Origin of the sequence: Acinetobacter sp. 5862 (assembly GCF_024494585.1) — a bacterium.
In the GTDB taxonomy this organism is placed as follows: Bacteria; Pseudomonadota; Gammaproteobacteria; order Pseudomonadales; family Moraxellaceae; genus Acinetobacter.
The window spans coordinates 30,272-46,967 of the sequence record NZ_JANHGP010000034.1 but is presented as its reverse complement, the minus strand read 5'-3'; the positions used below and the strand labels follow the sequence as shown (position 1 = coordinate 46,967).

13 protein-coding genes are annotated in these 16,696 nt (G+C 39.8%); 2 read left to right on the top strand and 11 right to left on the bottom strand.

Annotation, left to right across the window (positions count from 1 at the left end):
- Positions 1-36: 36 nt before the first annotated feature.
- The 8 genes from NO346_RS06005 to gloB form a co-directional block, all read right to left on the bottom strand.
- The gene (locus NO346_RS06005; RefSeq protein WP_256414591.1) at positions 37-1,266 is read right to left on the bottom strand and encodes a multifunctional CCA addition/repair protein; all 1,230 of its coding nucleotides are present in this window, start codon (positions 1,264-1,266) and stop codon (positions 37-39) included.
- 97 nt (positions 1,267-1,363) lie between these two features.
- The gene (locus tag NO346_RS06000; RefSeq protein WP_005161082.1) at positions 1,364-3,634 is read right to left on the bottom strand and encodes an NADP-dependent malic enzyme; all 2,271 of its coding nucleotides are present in this window, start codon (positions 3,632-3,634) and stop codon (positions 1,364-1,366) included.
- A gap of 191 nt (positions 3,635-3,825) precedes the next feature.
- Positions 3,826-6,702 carry an EAL domain-containing protein gene (locus tag NO346_RS05995; protein WP_256414590.1) on the bottom strand — a complete coding sequence of 959 codons (2,877 nt, stop codon included), beginning with the start codon at positions 6,700-6,702 and terminating at the stop codon, positions 3,826-3,828.
- A 119-nt stretch (positions 6,703-6,821) separates the two neighbouring features.
- Entirely contained in the window at positions 6,822-7,541 is a 720-nt protein-coding gene (locus tag NO346_RS05990; RefSeq protein ID WP_256414589.1) for a 16S rRNA (uracil(1498)-N(3))-methyltransferase, read from the bottom strand.
- Positions 7,542-7,563: 22 nt separating this feature from the next.
- Positions 7,564-8,400: a methylenetetrahydrofolate reductase [NAD(P)H] gene (gene metF, locus NO346_RS05985; protein ID WP_256414588.1), complete on the bottom strand. Its 837-nt coding sequence runs from the start codon at positions 8,398-8,400 to the stop codon at positions 7,564-7,566.
- Between the two features lie 74 nt (positions 8,401-8,474).
- Positions 8,475-9,857 (bottom strand): adenosylhomocysteinase, encoded by a 1,383-nt coding sequence (gene ahcY / locus NO346_RS05980; protein ID WP_256414587.1) that lies wholly within the window; start codon positions 9,855-9,857, stop codon positions 8,475-8,477.
- A gap of 306 nt (positions 9,858-10,163) precedes the next feature.
- Complete coding sequence (locus NO346_RS05975; protein WP_004638493.1) at positions 10,164-10,370, bottom strand: hypothetical protein; 207 nt, start codon at positions 10,368-10,370, stop codon at positions 10,164-10,166.
- Between the two features lie 296 nt (positions 10,371-10,666).
- A complete protein-coding gene (gene gloB / locus NO346_RS05970; protein WP_256414586.1) occupies positions 10,667-11,398 on the bottom strand; it encodes a hydroxyacylglutathione hydrolase in 732 nt (243 codons plus the stop codon).
- 341 nt (positions 11,399-11,739) lie between these two features.
- On the opposite strand from gloB, the gene NO346_RS05965 reads away from it, so the two are divergent.
- Both NO346_RS05965 and NO346_RS05960 read left to right on the top strand, forming a co-directional pair.
- The gene (locus tag NO346_RS05965; RefSeq protein WP_256414585.1) at positions 11,740-12,726 is read left to right on the top strand and encodes a hypothetical protein; all 987 of its coding nucleotides are present in this window, start codon (positions 11,740-11,742) and stop codon (positions 12,724-12,726) included.
- Positions 12,720-13,586, top strand: a complete 867-nt coding sequence (locus NO346_RS05960) for a hypothetical protein (RefSeq protein ID WP_005161065.1) — start codon at positions 12,720-12,722, stop codon at positions 13,584-13,586. The genes NO346_RS05965 and NO346_RS05960 overlap by 7 nt, the downstream gene beginning before the upstream one ends.
- Before the next feature lie 54 nt (positions 13,587-13,640).
- Here the strand turns inward: NO346_RS05960 and NO346_RS05955 are convergent, their stop codons facing one another.
- The 3 genes from NO346_RS05955 to NO346_RS05945 form a co-directional block, all read right to left on the bottom strand.
- The gene (locus NO346_RS05955) at positions 13,641-14,336 is read right to left on the bottom strand and encodes a methionine ABC transporter permease (RefSeq protein WP_004661291.1); all 696 of its coding nucleotides are present in this window, start codon (positions 14,334-14,336) and stop codon (positions 13,641-13,643) included.
- Positions 14,333-15,358, bottom strand: a complete 1,026-nt coding sequence (locus NO346_RS05950) for a methionine ABC transporter ATP-binding protein (RefSeq protein WP_005161062.1) — start codon at positions 15,356-15,358, stop codon at positions 14,333-14,335. The genes NO346_RS05955 and NO346_RS05950 overlap by 4 nt, the downstream gene beginning before the upstream one ends.
- A 69-nt stretch (positions 15,359-15,427) precedes the next feature.
- Entirely contained in the window at positions 15,428-16,303 is an 876-nt protein-coding gene (locus NO346_RS05945; RefSeq protein WP_256414583.1) for a MetQ/NlpA family ABC transporter substrate-binding protein, read from the bottom strand.
- Positions 16,304-16,696: the final 393 nt, after the last annotated feature.

Here is a 16,696-nt window from a genome sequence, read left to right as displayed (position 1 = left end):
CTGGGTTTTTTATTGGTTCTTTTTTACATCCCCAAACTATGACTCATCGTGTTGCTGTTTGAATTGTGCCAATGCCTCAATTCGATACTGAATGAGCATTTCGCCAATCTCAGGCCCTGTGATGTGTTCAGGTAAATCCTGTGCCCGAATATTCCGTACAATTTGCATTGCATCCAGAATATATTGGGCCTGTGGGTAAGGACGGTCTTCCAGACCTAGGCGGCCTTTTGCGTCACATTCACATGCTTGTACAAATGCCTCAACCTTTTCTGGTTTCCGTAGAACGTCCAAACGTTGTAGTAAACGCCATAAAGTACCTGGTTTTAAACTCTTAGCCTGATGGCACTTTAAATGCTCTTTACAGACGGTGAGGGCCAGACTCTTGAGTTGAGAGGGAACCTTTAAGCGGTCACACACCTCTGTTACGGGTTGCAAACCACGTTCCTCATGCATGATATGGCGTGGCAGCTCTTCAACAGGGGTCAATGCCTTGCCCAAATCATGGACCAGAACAGCGAAGCGTACATCTAGTCCATAGTTGGCCTGACAAGCTTGTTTTAGTGCCATTAAGGTGTGTACACCACAATCTATTTCAGGGTGGTACTCTGGGCGTTGAGGAATACCAAATAATGCATCTATCTCGGGAAACAGTACTTTTAGTGCATCACAATCTCTTAATGTTTGAAAATAGATATCGGCATGATCTTCCATTAATGCACGAGAAGTCTCTTTCCATACACGTTCAGGTGTTAAAGCATTCAGTTCCCCTGAATTGGCAATCCTTTTCATTAATTGCAAAGTTTCTTCTGCAATTTCAAATCCATAACTAGCATAACGAGCAGCGAAGCGAGCAACACGTAGCACACGTAAGGGATCTTCTGTAAATGCATCTGAAACATGGCGTAGGATTTTCTGATCAAGATCTTTTTGACCACCATATGGATCATAAACTTGTCCAGTTTCATCCATTGCCATTGCATTGATGGTTAAGTCACGGCGAATTAAATCTTCTTCTAATTTAACAGTGGTATCAGTAAAAAATTGGAATCCGTGATAGCCAATGCCTGATTTTCTTTCAGTACGTGCTAGTGCATATTCTTCTTTTGTTTTTGGATGAAGAAATACAGGAAAATCCTTTCCAACGGGTTGGTAGCCTTCAGATAATAATTGTTCAGGTGTTGCTCCAACCACAACATAATCTTTTTCGTGATAGGGATGCCCGAGTAAATGATCTCGAACAGCACCGCCTACTAAATAAACTTGCATAAAAAACCTCTATTCTTCACACAATCATGCTACAGAATAGAGGTTTTCTCAAGCACTAAGCATAGCTTTTAATGTTAAAAGCCATGCTTAAACTGTATCAGTTTTGGCTTTGCTGAATTTCAGCAACAGTTAAAGCTGTCATATTCACCAGACGACGGGTAGTTGCTGTCGGTGTTAAAATATGAACTGGTTTTGCTGCGCCTAACAAGATTGGACCAATCGTTACATTATTACCAGATGTTGCTTTTAACAAGTTGAATGAAATATTTGCAGAATCTAAATTCGGCATAATCAACAAGTTTGCTGAACCTTTAAAGCGTGAATTTGGAAATGCAAAATGACGAATATTATCATCTAATGCAGCATCACCGTGCATTTCACCTTCAACTTCAAGTTCAGGCGCTTGTTCAGAAAGTAAACGATAAACTTCACGCATTTTCTGAGCACTTGGATCAACTTGATCGCTTCCAAAACTTGAGTGAGAAAGCAAAGCGACACGAGGGGTCATACCAAAACGACGCACTTCTTCGGCTGCTAAAATAGTCATCTCTGCAAGTTGTTCAGCAGTTGGATTGGTATTTACATAGGTATCGGCAATAAACAAGTTACGATCTTCAAGCATTAATGCATTGAGTGTAAAGAATGTACTACGACCTTCTTTTAAACCGATCACGTTTTTAACGAAATCTAAATGGATATCGTAGCTCGCATAAGTACCACATAGCATACCATCAGCTTTACCGAACTTAACTAGCAGTGCGGCGATTAAGGTTGAACGACGACGTGCTTCACGTTGCGCATATTCAACAGTTACGCCTTTACGTTGCATTGTATTGTAGTAGTCTTTCCAGAAATCATCATATAAAGGATTGTTTTCTTGATCGACGATTTCAATATTGACACCGTGCTGTAAGCGTAAACCGAGTTTTCTGATATTGTCTTCAATAACGGCTGTACGACCAACAAGAATTGGTTTAGCCAGACCTTCATCTACAACAATTTGAACCGCACGTAATACACGTTGATCTTCACCCTCGGCATATGCAATACGCTTAGGGTCAGTTTTCGCTTGTGAGAAAATTGGTTTCATTAAGAATGCTGAGTTATATACAAACTCAGAAAGTCTTTGACGATATGCAGAGAAATCTTCAATTGGACGTGTCGCAACACCAGAATCCATTGCAGCTTTAGCAACCGCAGGCGCGATTTCTAAAATCAAGCGTTGGTCTAGAGGGCGAGGGATCAAGTAATCACGACCGAATGATGCAGATTTTTCACCGTAAGTCGCAGCATCTGCTTCAATATGTGCCATACGTGCAATCGCATGTACACAAGCAATTTTCATATCTTCGTTGATCGTTGTAGCACCGACATCGAGTGCACCACGGAAAATATATGGGAAACAAAGTGCATTGTTTACTTGGTTTGGATAGTCTGAACGACCAGTTGCCATAATCACATCTGGACGAACTTCGTGCGCATGTTCAGGTAAGATTTCTGGATCTGGATTTGCAAGTGCAAAAATAATTGGGTTTTCAGCCATTTCTTTAACCATTTCTTTGGTTAAAATTCCCGCTGCAGAAAGACCCAAGAACATATCTGCGCCAGCCATTACTTCATGTAATTGAGTCGCAGAAATATCTTGAACGTAACGTTTTTTCGATTCATCAAGTCCTTCACGTGAAGTTGTTAAAAGGCCACGAGAATCAGCTACAATAATATTCGATTTATTTACGCCTAATGCACAAAGTAAATCTAAACATGACAATGCAGCAGCACCAGCACCTGATGCAACGATTTTAATTTCATCAATTTTCTTGTTCACAATCTGCAAGGCATTCAACAATGCTGAGCCTACAATAATACTGGTACCATGTTGATCATCATGGAACACAGGAATCTTCATGCGTTCACGAAGTTTCTTCTCGATATAGAAACATTCAGGTGCCTTGATGTCTTCCAGGTTGATACCGCCAAACGTTGGTTCCAATGCGGCAACGATATCCACGATCTTGTCTGGATCATTTTCCGCAATTTCAATATCAAATACATCAACACCAGCAAACTTCTTGAATAGAACGCCTTTACCTTCCATAACAGGCTTAGAAGCAAGAGGACCAATGTTTCCTAAACCAAGCACGGCTGTACCATTACTCACGACGGCAACCAAATTTCCACGTGCTGTATATTTTGCAGCAGCAGAAGGGTCACGTTCAATTTCCAGACATGGAGCAGCAACACCAGGAGAATATGCAAGCGCTAAGTCTCGTTGGTTTACGAGTTGCTTACTCGGTGTCACGCTGATTTTTCCAGGCGTAGGAAATTCATGGTAATACAAAGCGGCTTCTTTTAAAGATTGATCGTCCATCTGAGTCTCGATTGTTCCGATAATAATCAGGCATATACATGGCTGATGATTATATTAAGATAAGTGCACAAGAATATAGCACTAGTTCATGTTTTCGCCCAGTCAAAAAAGCTTATTTTCACTGAACGTATAGGCTTATTGACAATTTATATTGAGTGTAAATTAAACTGCCAAAAGCTCAAAATATGGTTTTAACTGGAATATCTTGCAATTGCTAGACGCATATGTTGCTGTAAGTATTCAGTTGCATGTACGGCAGTTAAGGGTTTGGCAAATAAGTAACCCTGTAATATGTCACAGTTTTGTCGTTTCAAATATTCACATTGCTGTTCTGTTTCAACGCCTTCAGCGACAACTTTTAAGCCAATTGTTTTACCCATGGCAATCATAGCATTAACAATCGCATCTTGTTTTGCATTACCAATTTTTGAAATAAATGCCCGATCAATTTTTAAGATGTCAATTGGATATTCGGTGAGGTAGGCGAGGGAGGAATAGCCCGTTCCAAAATCATCTAGTGCAATGGAAATATTGCGTTCCTTGAGTGCACATAAAACTGTTTTGACATTTTCCGTATTTTCCAGAAAAGCGGATTCGGTAATTTCCAACTCAAGATCTTTGCCTGAAATTGCATAGGTATCCAGAACCGTGTCAATATCATGCAGTAACTGACCTCGCAGGATTTGCTGTGCCACAATGTTTACAGCAATATGAATATTGGAGAAACCCAGTTGTTGCCAAATCTGGATTTGTTTTGCCGCCTCATACAGCACAAAGCGTCCAATATCTGAAATTAGGCTGGTACTTTCTGCCAGAGGAATAAAGATATTTGGCATGATCAACCCCTTTGTTGGATGCTTCCAACGAATCAGTGCCTCAAAACCATTGATCTGGCAATTGGAGGCAGTAATTTTGGGTTGATAATAAACAACCAATTCATTGTTCTGAATGGCTTTTCTTAAATCGAGTTCCAGATCAGTGTGTCTTGCCACGAAGTTGGTACGTTCGCTCGAATAATAACGAATGGTGTTGCCACCCAAGCGTTTGGCTTCCGTCAGTGCCTGTTCGGCATGAGTGTTGAGGTTATCAACCTGACGGCCATGCTCTGGATAAATCGCCACACCAATGGAGATGCTGACCACATATTCCTGCTCCGCAATATAGAATGGCTTGCTAAATGCCTCGACAATATTGTTGCACAGTTGATGTATCTGTGGATGGAGTGGTGACATCTCGTAAATAATCGCGAAATCATCCGCGCTTAAATGTGCGACCAGAAGAGCATTAATATTACTAATCCGTAAACGTTGTGCAGCCTGTTTAAGCAGTTCATTTCCTGCCTGATTGCTCAATAATTCATTCAATGCACGGAATCTGTCGATATTCAGTCGAATTACCGCAAGATGCTGAATGGATGCTTCATTGACCAGATATTGATGTAATTGCTGGTGGTAGTAGAAACGATTTGGTAAATCCGTCAGGGTGTCATAGTTGGTGAGATAGGAAAGACGCTGTTCCTGATGCTTACGTTCAGTCTGGTCAGACACGATGCCAATATAGCTAATGACCCGATCAGCCTCGTCTTTCACCGCATTAATATGCATCCATAAAAAACAGGACTTCTCAGAAAGATAGGTTTCCTGAAATTCACCCTCATATTCCTGTTCTTCATAGAGGGTGTCCAGAATCGAGAGGTGGAAATTATGGTGATGCTGTTTATTTTGTTTGGTAATTTCAAAAAGTTCTTTGTTTAGAATGGTTTGCTTATCAAGTCCAGTCAGTTGTTGGTATTTTGGGTTGACCTCGATGTAGCAGAAATTTTCATCCAGAATAAAAATGCCTTCAGAAGCCTGTTCAAAAACGCTGGCAGCCAGTTTTAAACGTTCCTGATGCTTTTTCTCCTGATTAATGTCACGGTAGATGCCCACCATACGCAACGGCGTTCCATCTTTGGGATTTCTGAGAATGACCTGTCCAACATCATGGATCCATGTCCATTCACCATTATGGCGTTTGATACGGAAAGTCTCCTCATAGCGTTGTGTTTGTCCATACAAATGGCTATACAGGGTATTTTTAACCCGATCCACATCATCTGGATGAACGATTTTATGCAGCAGGGTGTAGTGGTTTTCAGACTTGCGTGTAACCGCTTGACTATGGGCGTTGGTGACACCAACCGTATGGTTTTCCAGATTCCATTCCCAGGGACGAATACCCGCAGTTTCATGGGCAAAAGCCAGATTTTGACGGTGTTCTTCCAGACTTTCATTCATCTGGGTCAGATCAAAAGTACGTTCACGGACCTTTTGTTCCAGCAAATGATTATTGAACTGGAGTTGTGCTTCTATGTCTTTGGATTTGTTGACCTCACGCTGTAGCTGTTGGCACAGTTCCTCTGTCCATTGATTGTGTTGTTCCGCCACATCAATCAGTTGCTTGTTTTTATCCAGAACCTGAGACAGGCGCTGGTGAATATTAAAGGTGGCCTGAGCACAAAGCAGGGTGGCAAAAAAGGACAGGTAATAGGCAATATAAAATAGGGTATATTCTTGGTCTCTATTTATAATCTGAGAAATCACCAAGGGGCTGATGCTTGGAATGAAGAACAGGAAGAAGTAACGGATATGCTGGGTTAAAAAAGTCAGCGCAATAATATGTGAAGAGGTGAGCAGCAGGGCCGTCAAGGTCAGGATGTGTGATGCGGAAAGATTCGGGACATCCTTAATCAATAGGTAATTGATCACAATGGTGCTGATCCCCAGCAATAACCCCGTGAAAAAGCAGATCACCTGAAAGGTAATGTTGGTTTTTCCAGCAAAGCGACTTGATGAGTAATATCTTAATGAAAAGTGACAGACTGCGTAAAAAATGAGTAATAGTGTAAGAGTAAGGGTCGTCCATGTGGTAAAGACATTTGCACTAAAGGAATAGAAAGAAGCAAATAACACATAATCCAGAAGCGCAATAAAAAATACACTTAAAACGAATAGGCGTACGTGGTTAGGATAGTTGATCTGATCCGTATAAATAAACTGCGGAATTTTTTTTTCTTGAACCCCTGACATATAAAGAATAATCCTTTTCATTTTTATCTGTGTTGGGCCTATAGACGTTGCTGTATATCAACATCATTGTGTTTTATTTTAAATTACCGCTAAAGCAATTGGAAAGCAATCCAAAACCATTATTTGGCCAAAAAGTGATAATTTAAAATGGATAAGGCGACAACTGGAGCGGTTTCAGTCCTTAAAACACGGTCTCCAATACACCAGCTTTGAAAATGATTCTGGTTTGCAGTTTCAATTTCTGCTTCACTCAAACCACCTTCTGGACCAATCAGTAGGGCTAAATCAGGTTCACTATTCAGCAATACATTTTCCTGGGCTTTATTTGGTGCCAAAACCAAACGGGTCTGTGGCAGTTTCGAGCTGACCCAATCTGTTAAGGCAATGGGGGCGAGAATTTCTGGAACAATGTTCATACCGCATTGTTCACATGCTGCAATGGCCACAGACTGCCAGTGATCAATCTTCTTTTGATCACGGTCGTATTTCAGGCGCATTTCGCAACGTTCGCTGGTCAACAGTTGAATGCTGGTCACACCAAGTTCAGTGGCTTTCTGAATCGCATAATCCATGCGATCCCCCTTGCTCATCACCTGGCCTAAAACTACTTTAAAAGGAGGGGTTCGATTGGCTGGCTCAAAATGGTCAACTGACACAACTGCATTTTTCTTGTTGATTTCAGTGAGCGTCACGCAGTATTCACCACCTTTTCCATTGAAAAAGATGGCCTGTTCCTGCTCTTTTGCACGGAGCACGCGCACCCAGTGATGAAACACCGATTCCGTCAATTCAATGCTATTGCCAGTGTTTAATTCGGCTTCGATGTAGAAACGGTTCATGTCTGGGGAATGCTCATGCAAATTAGTTTAAGCCAAGATCAACAACGAGTTGTCGAGTTGGCTCTGTTTGGTTCATTGAATAAAAGTGTAAGGTCGGTGCTCCGCCAGCAATTAAACGTTCGCAAAGTTTAACAATCACTTCATGACCGAATGCTTTAATACTTTCACTGTCATCACCATAGGCAGCAAGTTGCTTGCGAATCCAGCGTGGGATTTCTGCACCTGTGCCATCGGCAAAGCGGATCAGGTTGCTTGCGTTGGTAATCGGCATAATGCCTGGTGCAATGGGAATATCCACACCAGCTTTAGCAATACGTTCGATGAAATAGAAATAAGCATCTGGATTGAAGAAAAATTGGGTAATACCTGCGTTCGCGCCTGCATTCACTTTTTCAACAAAACGTTGAATGTCACCATCAAAGCTATCAGCTTGCGGATGCATTTCAGGGTACGCAGCAACTTCAATATGGAAATGATCACCTGAATGTTCACGGATAAAGCGAACAAGATCTTGAGCATAAGGTAATTCGCCAAGACCAACTTGACCTGAAGGTAAATCACCACGCAATGCTACGATACGGTCAATCCCTTGTGATTTATATAAATCTAAGAGCTCAGCAATACGAGCTTTATCATCGCCAATACAAGAAAGGTGAGGGGCTACGGGCGTACCTTTGCCATTAAAATCATGAATGGCTGCTAAAGTGCGTTCACGAGTAGAACCACCAGCACCATAAGTAATGGAGAAAAACTCTGGGTTTAATCGCTGTAATTCTTGGTGAACGATACGTAACTTTTCAGCGCCAGCATCAGTTTTTGGCGGGAAAAATTCAAAAGAAATAGGAACACGTTTCATCATTTCAAATCCTTTTTTAATCGCTTAGACATTATTTTAGAAAAAAGGGCAGTCCGTAAACGTCTGCCCTGATTTTCTTAGTATTTATAAGCGTCAGATTTGAATGGACCTTCCACAGCAACGCCGAGGTAATCTGCTTGTACTTGCGTTAACTGGGTGAGTACACCACCAAAGCCAAGCACCATTGCAGCAGCAACTTCTTCATCTAATTTCTTAGGAATCAGTTCTACACGGATTTTCGCAGCTTTTTGATCTTCAGGAAGATCAGCAAATTTCTCAGCGAACAAGTGCATTTGACCTAACACTTGGTTAGCAAAAGAACCATCCATAATACGTGATGGGTGACCTGTTGCATTACCAAGATTCACTAAACGCCCTTCAGAAAGAAGGATTAAGTAATCATTTTCATTTTCTGAACGATACACTTGGTGAACTTGAGGCTTAACTTCAACCCACTTGTAACCACGTAAGTATGCAGTGTCGATCTCTGTATCAAAGTGACCGATGTTACACACTACAGCACCTGCTTTTAAGCTATCTAACATTGCAGAATCACAAACGTGGTAGTTACCTGTTGTCGTTACGATAAGGTCAGTGTTTTGAAGAAGGTCAAGGTTGATGTCTTCTTTCTTGCCTGTTTGAACACCATTTTTGTATGGAGATACCACTTCGTAACCGTCCATGCATGCTTGCATTGCACAGATTGGATCAACTTCAGTTACACGTACAATCATGCCTTCTTGACGAAGTGATTGTGCAGAACCTTTACCTACGTCACCGTAACCGATTACAAGTGCACGACGACCAGATAACAACATATCTGTACCACGTTTGATTGCATCATTTAGAGAATGGCGGCAACCATATTTGTTGTCGTTTTTAGATTTCGTTACCGAATCATTTACGTTGATTGCAGGAACTTTTAAAGTACCATCACGTAACATTTCATACAGACGTTGAACACCTGTTGTTGTTTCTTCAGTTACACCGTGGATTTTTGCAATCACTTCAGGGTATTTTTCGTGAACAAGTAGTGTTAAATCACCGCCATCATCAAGAATCATGTTGGCATCCCAAGGTGTGCCATTTACATTGATTTGTTGTTCAAGACACCACATGTATTCTTCTTCAGTTTCGCCTTTCCAAGCAAACACAGGAATACCCGCAGCAGCGATAGCAGCAGCAGCGTGATCTTGAGTAGAGAAGATGTTGCATGATGTCCAACGAACTTCAGCACCTAACTCAACTAGGGTTTCAATGAGAACCGCAGTCTGGATGGTCATGTGGATACAACCGAGAATTTTTGCACCAGCAAGTGGTTTTGACGCTGAATAACGCTTACGTAAACCAATCAAAGCTGGCATTTCTGCTTCAGCAAGTTTGATTTCTTTACGGCCGTAGTCAGCAAGGGAAATATCAGCGACTTTATAATCTGTAAATGAAGCAGTAACCGCGTTCATCAGGATCTCCTAGAAAAATAGTATGGATCATTCTGTTCGCGGATGCCGTTGTTGGTTAAAACGAGTGTTCAACCGATCGTCGAGCCTGGCAAATTGATCTTTAGCGCCAATCAATTGTCGCAGCATCCCTCGACTAGGACATTATGATACTTGGAAATTATAATTGTTCCAACGTTATTTTGATGACAGTTGGTTAGAAAGCGAGAAATCAGCAATAAGATGAAAACTAAAAAACAGGTCAGTTATTCATACCATAGGATTTCATATCCATATGAAACCCTAGTTTATGTAAGGATAAAATCATTATTATGCTTTTAAGTGGTCTTCGAATTCTTCGCCCAGTTGCATTGCCAAAGCATTACCCGATAGGTCACCTGTGACCAATCCATATTCTTTTTTAAAGCTAAAGGTAAATCCGCGATTATCTGTCAGATTCTTAACGGAATATCCCAGTTTTTCCAGCCAAATACGAAAGGCCAATAAATTTTTTGCTTTAACAACTCTATTTTTCATGTGAGAACTCCTTGTGAACCTGAGTTTATTAATAAGGGTCGCCGAAAATTTTTTAAAGGGGGAGTACAAACATTTATTTTTCTGCATGTAAATTATGTAAAATTAGCGTAATTTTTATGAGGAAAATTTTATCTGTCGTTTTTTTAATTGATTGTATTTATTATTAAAATTATTTTTTACGTGCTTCGATAAGATAATTTTCTGTAAAAATCCATTTAATTCTAAATGTAAAAAATGATTTCATTTTTCACTTTTTAAAGACTAAATTTTAGCCTTTAAAAAGTAGAACTTTAAAATTAGAACTGATCTTTAAGCGCTCTGATCCGTGCGAAATCTTCGGCACTTTCTGTGCGCAAGAAAGGATTTGTTTCAAGCTCTAATTCAATTGTACTTGGCAGAGTAATTTGTTCTGAATCTCTCAATGCTTTTACTTCTTTTATGCGTTCTTGTAGTGCAACATTATGAGGTTCAATTGTTAATGCAAACTCTGCATTTGCAAGCGTATATTCATGGGTGCAGTAAACCTTGGTTTGGATTGGCAAGGCGGCAAGCCGATTCAGTGAATGATACATCTGCTCAGCTGTACCCTCAAACAGGCGACCGCAACCCATTGCAAACAGAGTATCACCACAGAACAGGGTATCAATTTTTTCAATAAAATAAACAATATGACCGAGGGTATGACCAGGTGTGGCAATAATCTCAACTTTTAAAGCATTAAAGTGAAAATGGTCATTATGTTGCAGTGGATTCGATATAAACGAAATTTTACTGAGTTCATCACGTGGGCCATACACCAGAATATTTTGCTCAGCCAATAGACCTTGTACGCCATCAGTATGATCGCGATGCCAATGTGTTAACCAGATTTGCTTCAACTCAAGTTGATGTTGTTCGCAAAATGCAGTCACCAAATCTGCGTCAGTGGGGTCAATCACAACAACTTCTTGTGTCGTGGTATCTTCCAATAACCAAATATAGTTTTTTAAGGCATTTTTTACGTCAATTGCATGAGTCTTATAATGCATAGCCGAGTCCTAAATATTTGTTTCATGCTGGGTTGATGATAAAGACCATCACCTGTGTCTAGTGTAAGTGGAAATATTAAAGAGTGCAAAAATAGTGTGTTATGTAACTGACGGTTTAGGCTAAATTCTGACACCTTTAAGACCAGAAAATCTTTAGAGTTGACAAGTGTAGTATTTTAAATAAATATGGTATAAAAGTTTTATAAGTTAATGATTTATATTCATCTTTAAATATATGGAACAAATGCGAAAATAATTTAAAAAGATTGCTTAACAACATAAGGACAGGGCAATTTCTCAGGATGAAATGCAAATAAATCATAACAATAAGAGAGGAAGTTATGTCTGATTTGGTTGATCACGAAGTGGTGGTGATTTTTAAAAAATATTTGCATCCCTTGTGTGCCAAACTCACTGAAATGCTGAATGAGCACTTTAGTCATCAAACCGAACGTCGCGGTTGCGGTTATACTCAGGCAACACGTGTGATTGCCGAATTTGTCTCACAGCCGCGTGATGTGCTTGGTTTTCAGGATTTACGAATCTTTGATGATTATGAAACCAAGGGACTGAGAAATATTTTAAACCAGAGCTCTTGCTATGGCTTGGAACTTGCCACTTGGCGCAATCTGGATATACATGCCGATGTGCAGCAGTGTCTGCAACGCCTAAATCCAGAAGAGACATTTGCCCAGAATTTAAGGCAGGAAGTGGATTTTCAGGCCAAATTAAGAAATATCCATCAATATGCTGAACTTGAGGAAAGTATTCTGATTTGCCAGTTGCTTGCTGATATTATTTTGCCGCAGGATGCACGGACGATTGAGATGATTGAATGCCATGCGCTGGAAGAAAAACCCAAAGTTGGATCCTGCCCAATGGCAGAGAAATTCTTTCTACGGATCGCACATCATCGTTTATTGAGACAGGGTGAAATTAATATTTTTGTCGATGAAAACCACCAGCCAATTATGATGGAAAAGCTGAATATGGGGGACAATCATTCCTGTATTAGTTTGGTACCATTGATGATGAATGGGGTGCGTTTACCCGCAGGTAGCCTGTTTTCTGCAAACTATGACATTGAACAACTGGAAAAACATAAAAATAAACAATATAAAGGCTATGTGATTCCCATCTCTGAAATGAATGGTTTCTGGTTTTTGCGTCTAACCACTTTGGCAGTGTCACCTAAAAACCGTGCCCGTGCATTTAACTCTCACTTTAAACAACAGGTGGATAATGGATTATTTCGACCTGATACGACTGAATTGAGCCAACTTATTGAAATTGCTAAAGATCAAATTTATGTAGGGCATCCATGCTAAAAGCTTGTTACTCACCACGCTATTTTGCAAGAACACATACCAACAGTATGGAAAAACTGACAGCCGTCGCTGATGTGCTGCGAACTCATCAAATGGTTGATTTAATTGATCCAGGTTTAATTGATACTGAGATATTAAAAAAACTACATAACCCAGAATATGTGGAAGCCTTTTTATCGGGAGAATCTGCATTTGCAACCATACAGGGCTTTAAACCGTGGAATGAGCAATTAAGGGACGCAATCCTATCAGTACAGGCAGGGCAGTTGCTTGGCGCTGATATTGCCTTTAAAGAGGGGATTGCGGCCAATATCGCACAGGGTTTTCATCATGCCAGTTATGAGTCTGGTGCTGCATATTGTACCTTTAATGGTTTGGCTCTGGTTGCTAAACAAAATCCTGAAAAACGTATCTTTGTGCTGGACTGTGATCAGCATGGCGGAGATGGAACGGCAATATTTACCAATAGACTCACCAATCTGGTCAATTTCGGAATTTTTGGGATTCGTTTTGGTTGCAAGGCAGGGGAGCGTAGCCTGACTCGCTATATTCATCCCAAGCAGGGCAACTTTGATTTATATCGGGAAGCGATTTTTGAAGCGTTTCAATATGCCTCACATTGGGAAGCAGATCTAATCATCTATCAAGCTGGTATGGACTGCCACCAACTAGATAAATATGGCTCAAAATGGTTTACCACTGAGCTGTTATATGAGCGAGATCGCTTAGTTTTTGAAATGGCAAAAAAAATGAAAATTCCATTACTGTTTGTATTGGCAGGCGGCTATCAGGCACTTGATGATTTAGTGCCTTTACATGTTAATACATTCAAAGCTGCAAATGAAATTTACTTTCCTTAAAATAGAAAGGTACAAAAAAAGCCCTCAAAATGAGAGCTTTGTCTGTTGCTGTGATTAGCGTAATTTTGCTAACCAATCACCAAATGATTGAACCAGTTGAACTAAAATTAGCAGTACAATCACGGTTAAAATAACAACACTGGTATCAAAACGTTGATAACCATAGGAAATAGCTAAATCACCGATACCTCCTGCACCAACTGCGCCAGCCATTGCAGTTGCACCAATTAAGGAAATCGTCCCTGTGGTCAGGTTCAAAATTAATGAGCTACGTGCTTCGGGGATAATAAATTTAAAAATGATCTGCCAAGGTGAGGCACCCATAGCTTGAGCTGATTCAATAATACCCTCATTCACTTCAAGTAATGAAGTTTCAATCAATCGCCCTAAATACGGACCTACATAAATGGTGAGGGGAACAATCGCAGCCCAAGTACCAATCGAAGTTCCAACTAATAATTTAGTTAATGGAATAACTGCAATAAGTAAGATGATAAATGGTAAAGAACGTAGTGCATTTACAATTGGGTTGAGAAAATAATAGATCGCTCGGTTTTGTAAGATACCACCTGTGCGAGTGACAACTAAAGTTACACCTTGAATCAATCCCCAAATACAACCAAAAAGCAATGAGAAAAAAACCATTTGAAAGGTTTCTTGTAATGCCGTAACGAATTGATCAATTGAAAGGGAACTGTGCCAAAACGGCGCAGAAGCTTCAGTAAGCCACTGTACGATTAAATCTCTCATTGGCTTACTCCTGATTGTTCAACTTTCACGCCTTGTTGCTCAAGAAACTTAATAGCGTCTTGAATAGTCGCTGAATCACCCAAAAGTTGAATAAACATCTGTCCAATCACAGTGCCATTGATTTCAGTCATGTTGGCAAAAAGAATATTTAGGCTCAAATCAAATTGCTTAATCACAGCTTGAATGACGGTTTCTTGAGCAGATGTCCCCAAGAATTGCAGACTATAAATACTATTGTGATGCTTATGTTCAAGGTTATTGAGGATATTAATTGGTAACTGTTGTTGCAAAACTGTTTGAATGAAGGTCTTTGTAGTCGAATGCTGGGGTTGACTAAAAATATTGAGGGTAGGGCCTGTTTCAATCACATGACCTGCTTCCATGACTGCAACATAGTCACAGACTGACTCAATTACGTCCATTTCATGGGTGACCATCACAATGGTAATCTTTTGTTCTTTATTAATCTTTTTTAATAGTGCTAAAACGGATTGTGTGGTCTGAGGATCAAGTGCAGAGGTTGCTTCATCACACAGTAAAATTTTGGGATGGTTTGCAAGCGCGCGGGCGATACCTACACGTTGTTTTTGCCCTCCTGAAAGTTCATCAGGATAGGCATCTTTCTTGTGCTTGAGATCGATGAAATCTAATAGTTCTGCTAGGCGCTTTTCACGATCAGCTTTGTTATGCCCCAATAATTTGAGTGGCATTTCAATATTTTCAGATACTGTTTTAGTTTGCAGTAAATTGAAATGTTGAAAGATCATGCCGATATTTGCACGTTCTTGACGAAGCGTACGCGCATCCATTGCAGTAAAGTCTTTCTGATTGATAATCACTTGTCCCTGAGTCGGGCGTTCAAGCAAATTAATCAAACGGATCAACGTACTTTTACCTGCACCACTATAACCAATAATGCCGAAGATGCTGCCTTCTGGGATCTCTAAATTAATTTGATCCAGTGCGTTGATCGTTTGACCTTTCAATTGATAGTGTTTCGAAATGTTTTTAAATTGGATCATGTTCGTCAGTAATAAGCAAAAAAGAAAAAACAGGCAAATATCTTTGCCTGTTTCATTGAAAATATTATATTACGATTTTGCTTCAGTGAGATAGCTTGTCGGTTTGTTTACATCAACTTTTGTACCTGCAAAATGTTCTTGCACATACTTTTTCACAGCTTCTGTATGATAAAGTGCACCAACTTTTTGTAGTACTGCATCATCTTTACGAGATTCAGCAGTTGCTAAAACATTGACATTCAATTTAGTGCTTTGATCAATTGGTTCGTAATAGATTGCGTCTTTAAGAACGTTCAAACCACCTTCTAAAGCCAAAGTATTACCTAATAGAATCGCATCAACTTCGTCTTTTACACGTACAGCTGTCGCCATTTGAATTGGCTTGATTACGATTTTTTTACTATTTTCGATAATGTCAGCAGGCGTGCCTTTCACAGGATCGAAATCAGCTTTTAATTTGATTAAACCTGCACTTTGTAAAAGTAACAATGCACGTGATTCGTTTGCACCGTCATTTGGGATTGCAATGGTTGCACCTTGAGCAAATTCTTCAACTTTTTTGACTTTGCTTGAGTAAATGCCCATCGGTTCTAAATAAGTCGTTGAAACAGGTGCAATCTTATCTTTATTTGCTGCATTAAAAGCAACAAGGTAAGCGTAAGATTGGAAGGCATTAATATCAACTTCTTTATTAGCAACAGCTGTATTCATTGCAACATAGTCAGTGAAGTTTTTGACTTCAAGTTTAATACCTGCGGCTTTGGTTTCAGGTAAAGTTGCAATATAACGCCAAATATCAGCATCTGAGCCAGTAGATGCCATAACAACAGTTTGTAATCCACCAGCATTCGCTTTTTGCTTAGTAGATGCAGTATCAGGCTGTTTACTGCATGCTGCAAGTAATAACACCGATACACTTAAAAAAAGGCTAATCAGCTTTTTCATGTATAAATCCTAGTCGGAACAATGCCGAGAAAATCTTCACTTCTCTAGCATCAGGAATCGCAATGGTTTTGTATGTTGTAAATTGGCATCATCATTCAAAATTATTTTGGATTTTGAATCTAAGACGTTTTACAACATTGAAAAATAGATGATTGTTCATGTTCTACTCTAATGCTATTAGATTAAGAAGAAGAGCCAACCAAATTATTCTTACGCTAAATCTCGAAGTAGATGAAATGTCACAATTTAAAATTAATATTCTAAATATATGATAATGATCAAAAAGAATCTTAACTATAGTTAACAATTCATCTATTAATTTATCAATCATACCAATAATTTAGATCTTGTTATAGTAGTTGTACTAGATACTTTAAAGTCTAACGGTATGAT

Bases quoted from the DNA above. Each gene is read 5' to 3' on its own strand.
- NO346_RS06005 (WP_256414591.1), bottom strand. From the start codon at position 1,266: ATGCAAGTTTATTTAGTAGGCGGTGCTGTTCGAGATCATTTACTCGGG.
- NO346_RS06000 (WP_005161082.1), bottom strand. From the start codon at position 3,634: ATGGACGATCAATCTTTAAAAGAAGCCGCTTTGTATTACCATGAATTT.
- NO346_RS05995 (WP_256414590.1), bottom strand. From the start codon at position 6,702: ATGTCAGGGGTTCAAGAAAAAAAAATTCCGCAGTTTATTTATACGGAT.
- NO346_RS05990 (WP_256414589.1), bottom strand. From the start codon at position 7,541: ATGAACCGTTTCTACATCGAAGCCGAATTAAACACTGGCAATAGCATT.
- metF (WP_256414588.1), bottom strand. From the start codon at position 8,400: ATGATGAAACGTGTTCCTATTTCTTTTGAATTTTTCCCGCCAAAAACT.
- ahcY (WP_256414587.1), bottom strand. From the start codon at position 9,857: ATGAACGCGGTTACTGCTTCATTTACAGATTATAAAGTCGCTGATATT.
- NO346_RS05975 (WP_004638493.1), bottom strand. From the start codon at position 10,370: ATGAAAAATAGAGTTGTTAAAGCAAAAAATTTATTGGCCTTTCGTATT.
- gloB (WP_256414586.1), bottom strand. From the start codon at position 11,398: ATGCATTATAAGACTCATGCAATTGACGTAAAAAATGCCTTAAAAAAC.
- NO346_RS05965 (WP_256414585.1), top strand. From the start codon at position 11,740: ATGTCTGATTTGGTTGATCACGAAGTGGTGGTGATTTTTAAAAAATAT.
- NO346_RS05960 (WP_005161065.1), top strand. From the start codon at position 12,720: ATGCTAAAAGCTTGTTACTCACCACGCTATTTTGCAAGAACACATACC.
- NO346_RS05955 (WP_004661291.1), bottom strand. From the start codon at position 14,336: ATGAGAGATTTAATCGTACAGTGGCTTACTGAAGCTTCTGCGCCGTTT.
- NO346_RS05950 (WP_005161062.1), bottom strand. From the start codon at position 15,358: ATGATCCAATTTAAAAACATTTCGAAACACTATCAATTGAAAGGTCAA.
- NO346_RS05945 (WP_256414583.1), bottom strand. From the start codon at position 16,303: ATGAAAAAGCTGATTAGCCTTTTTTTAAGTGTATCGGTGTTATTACTT.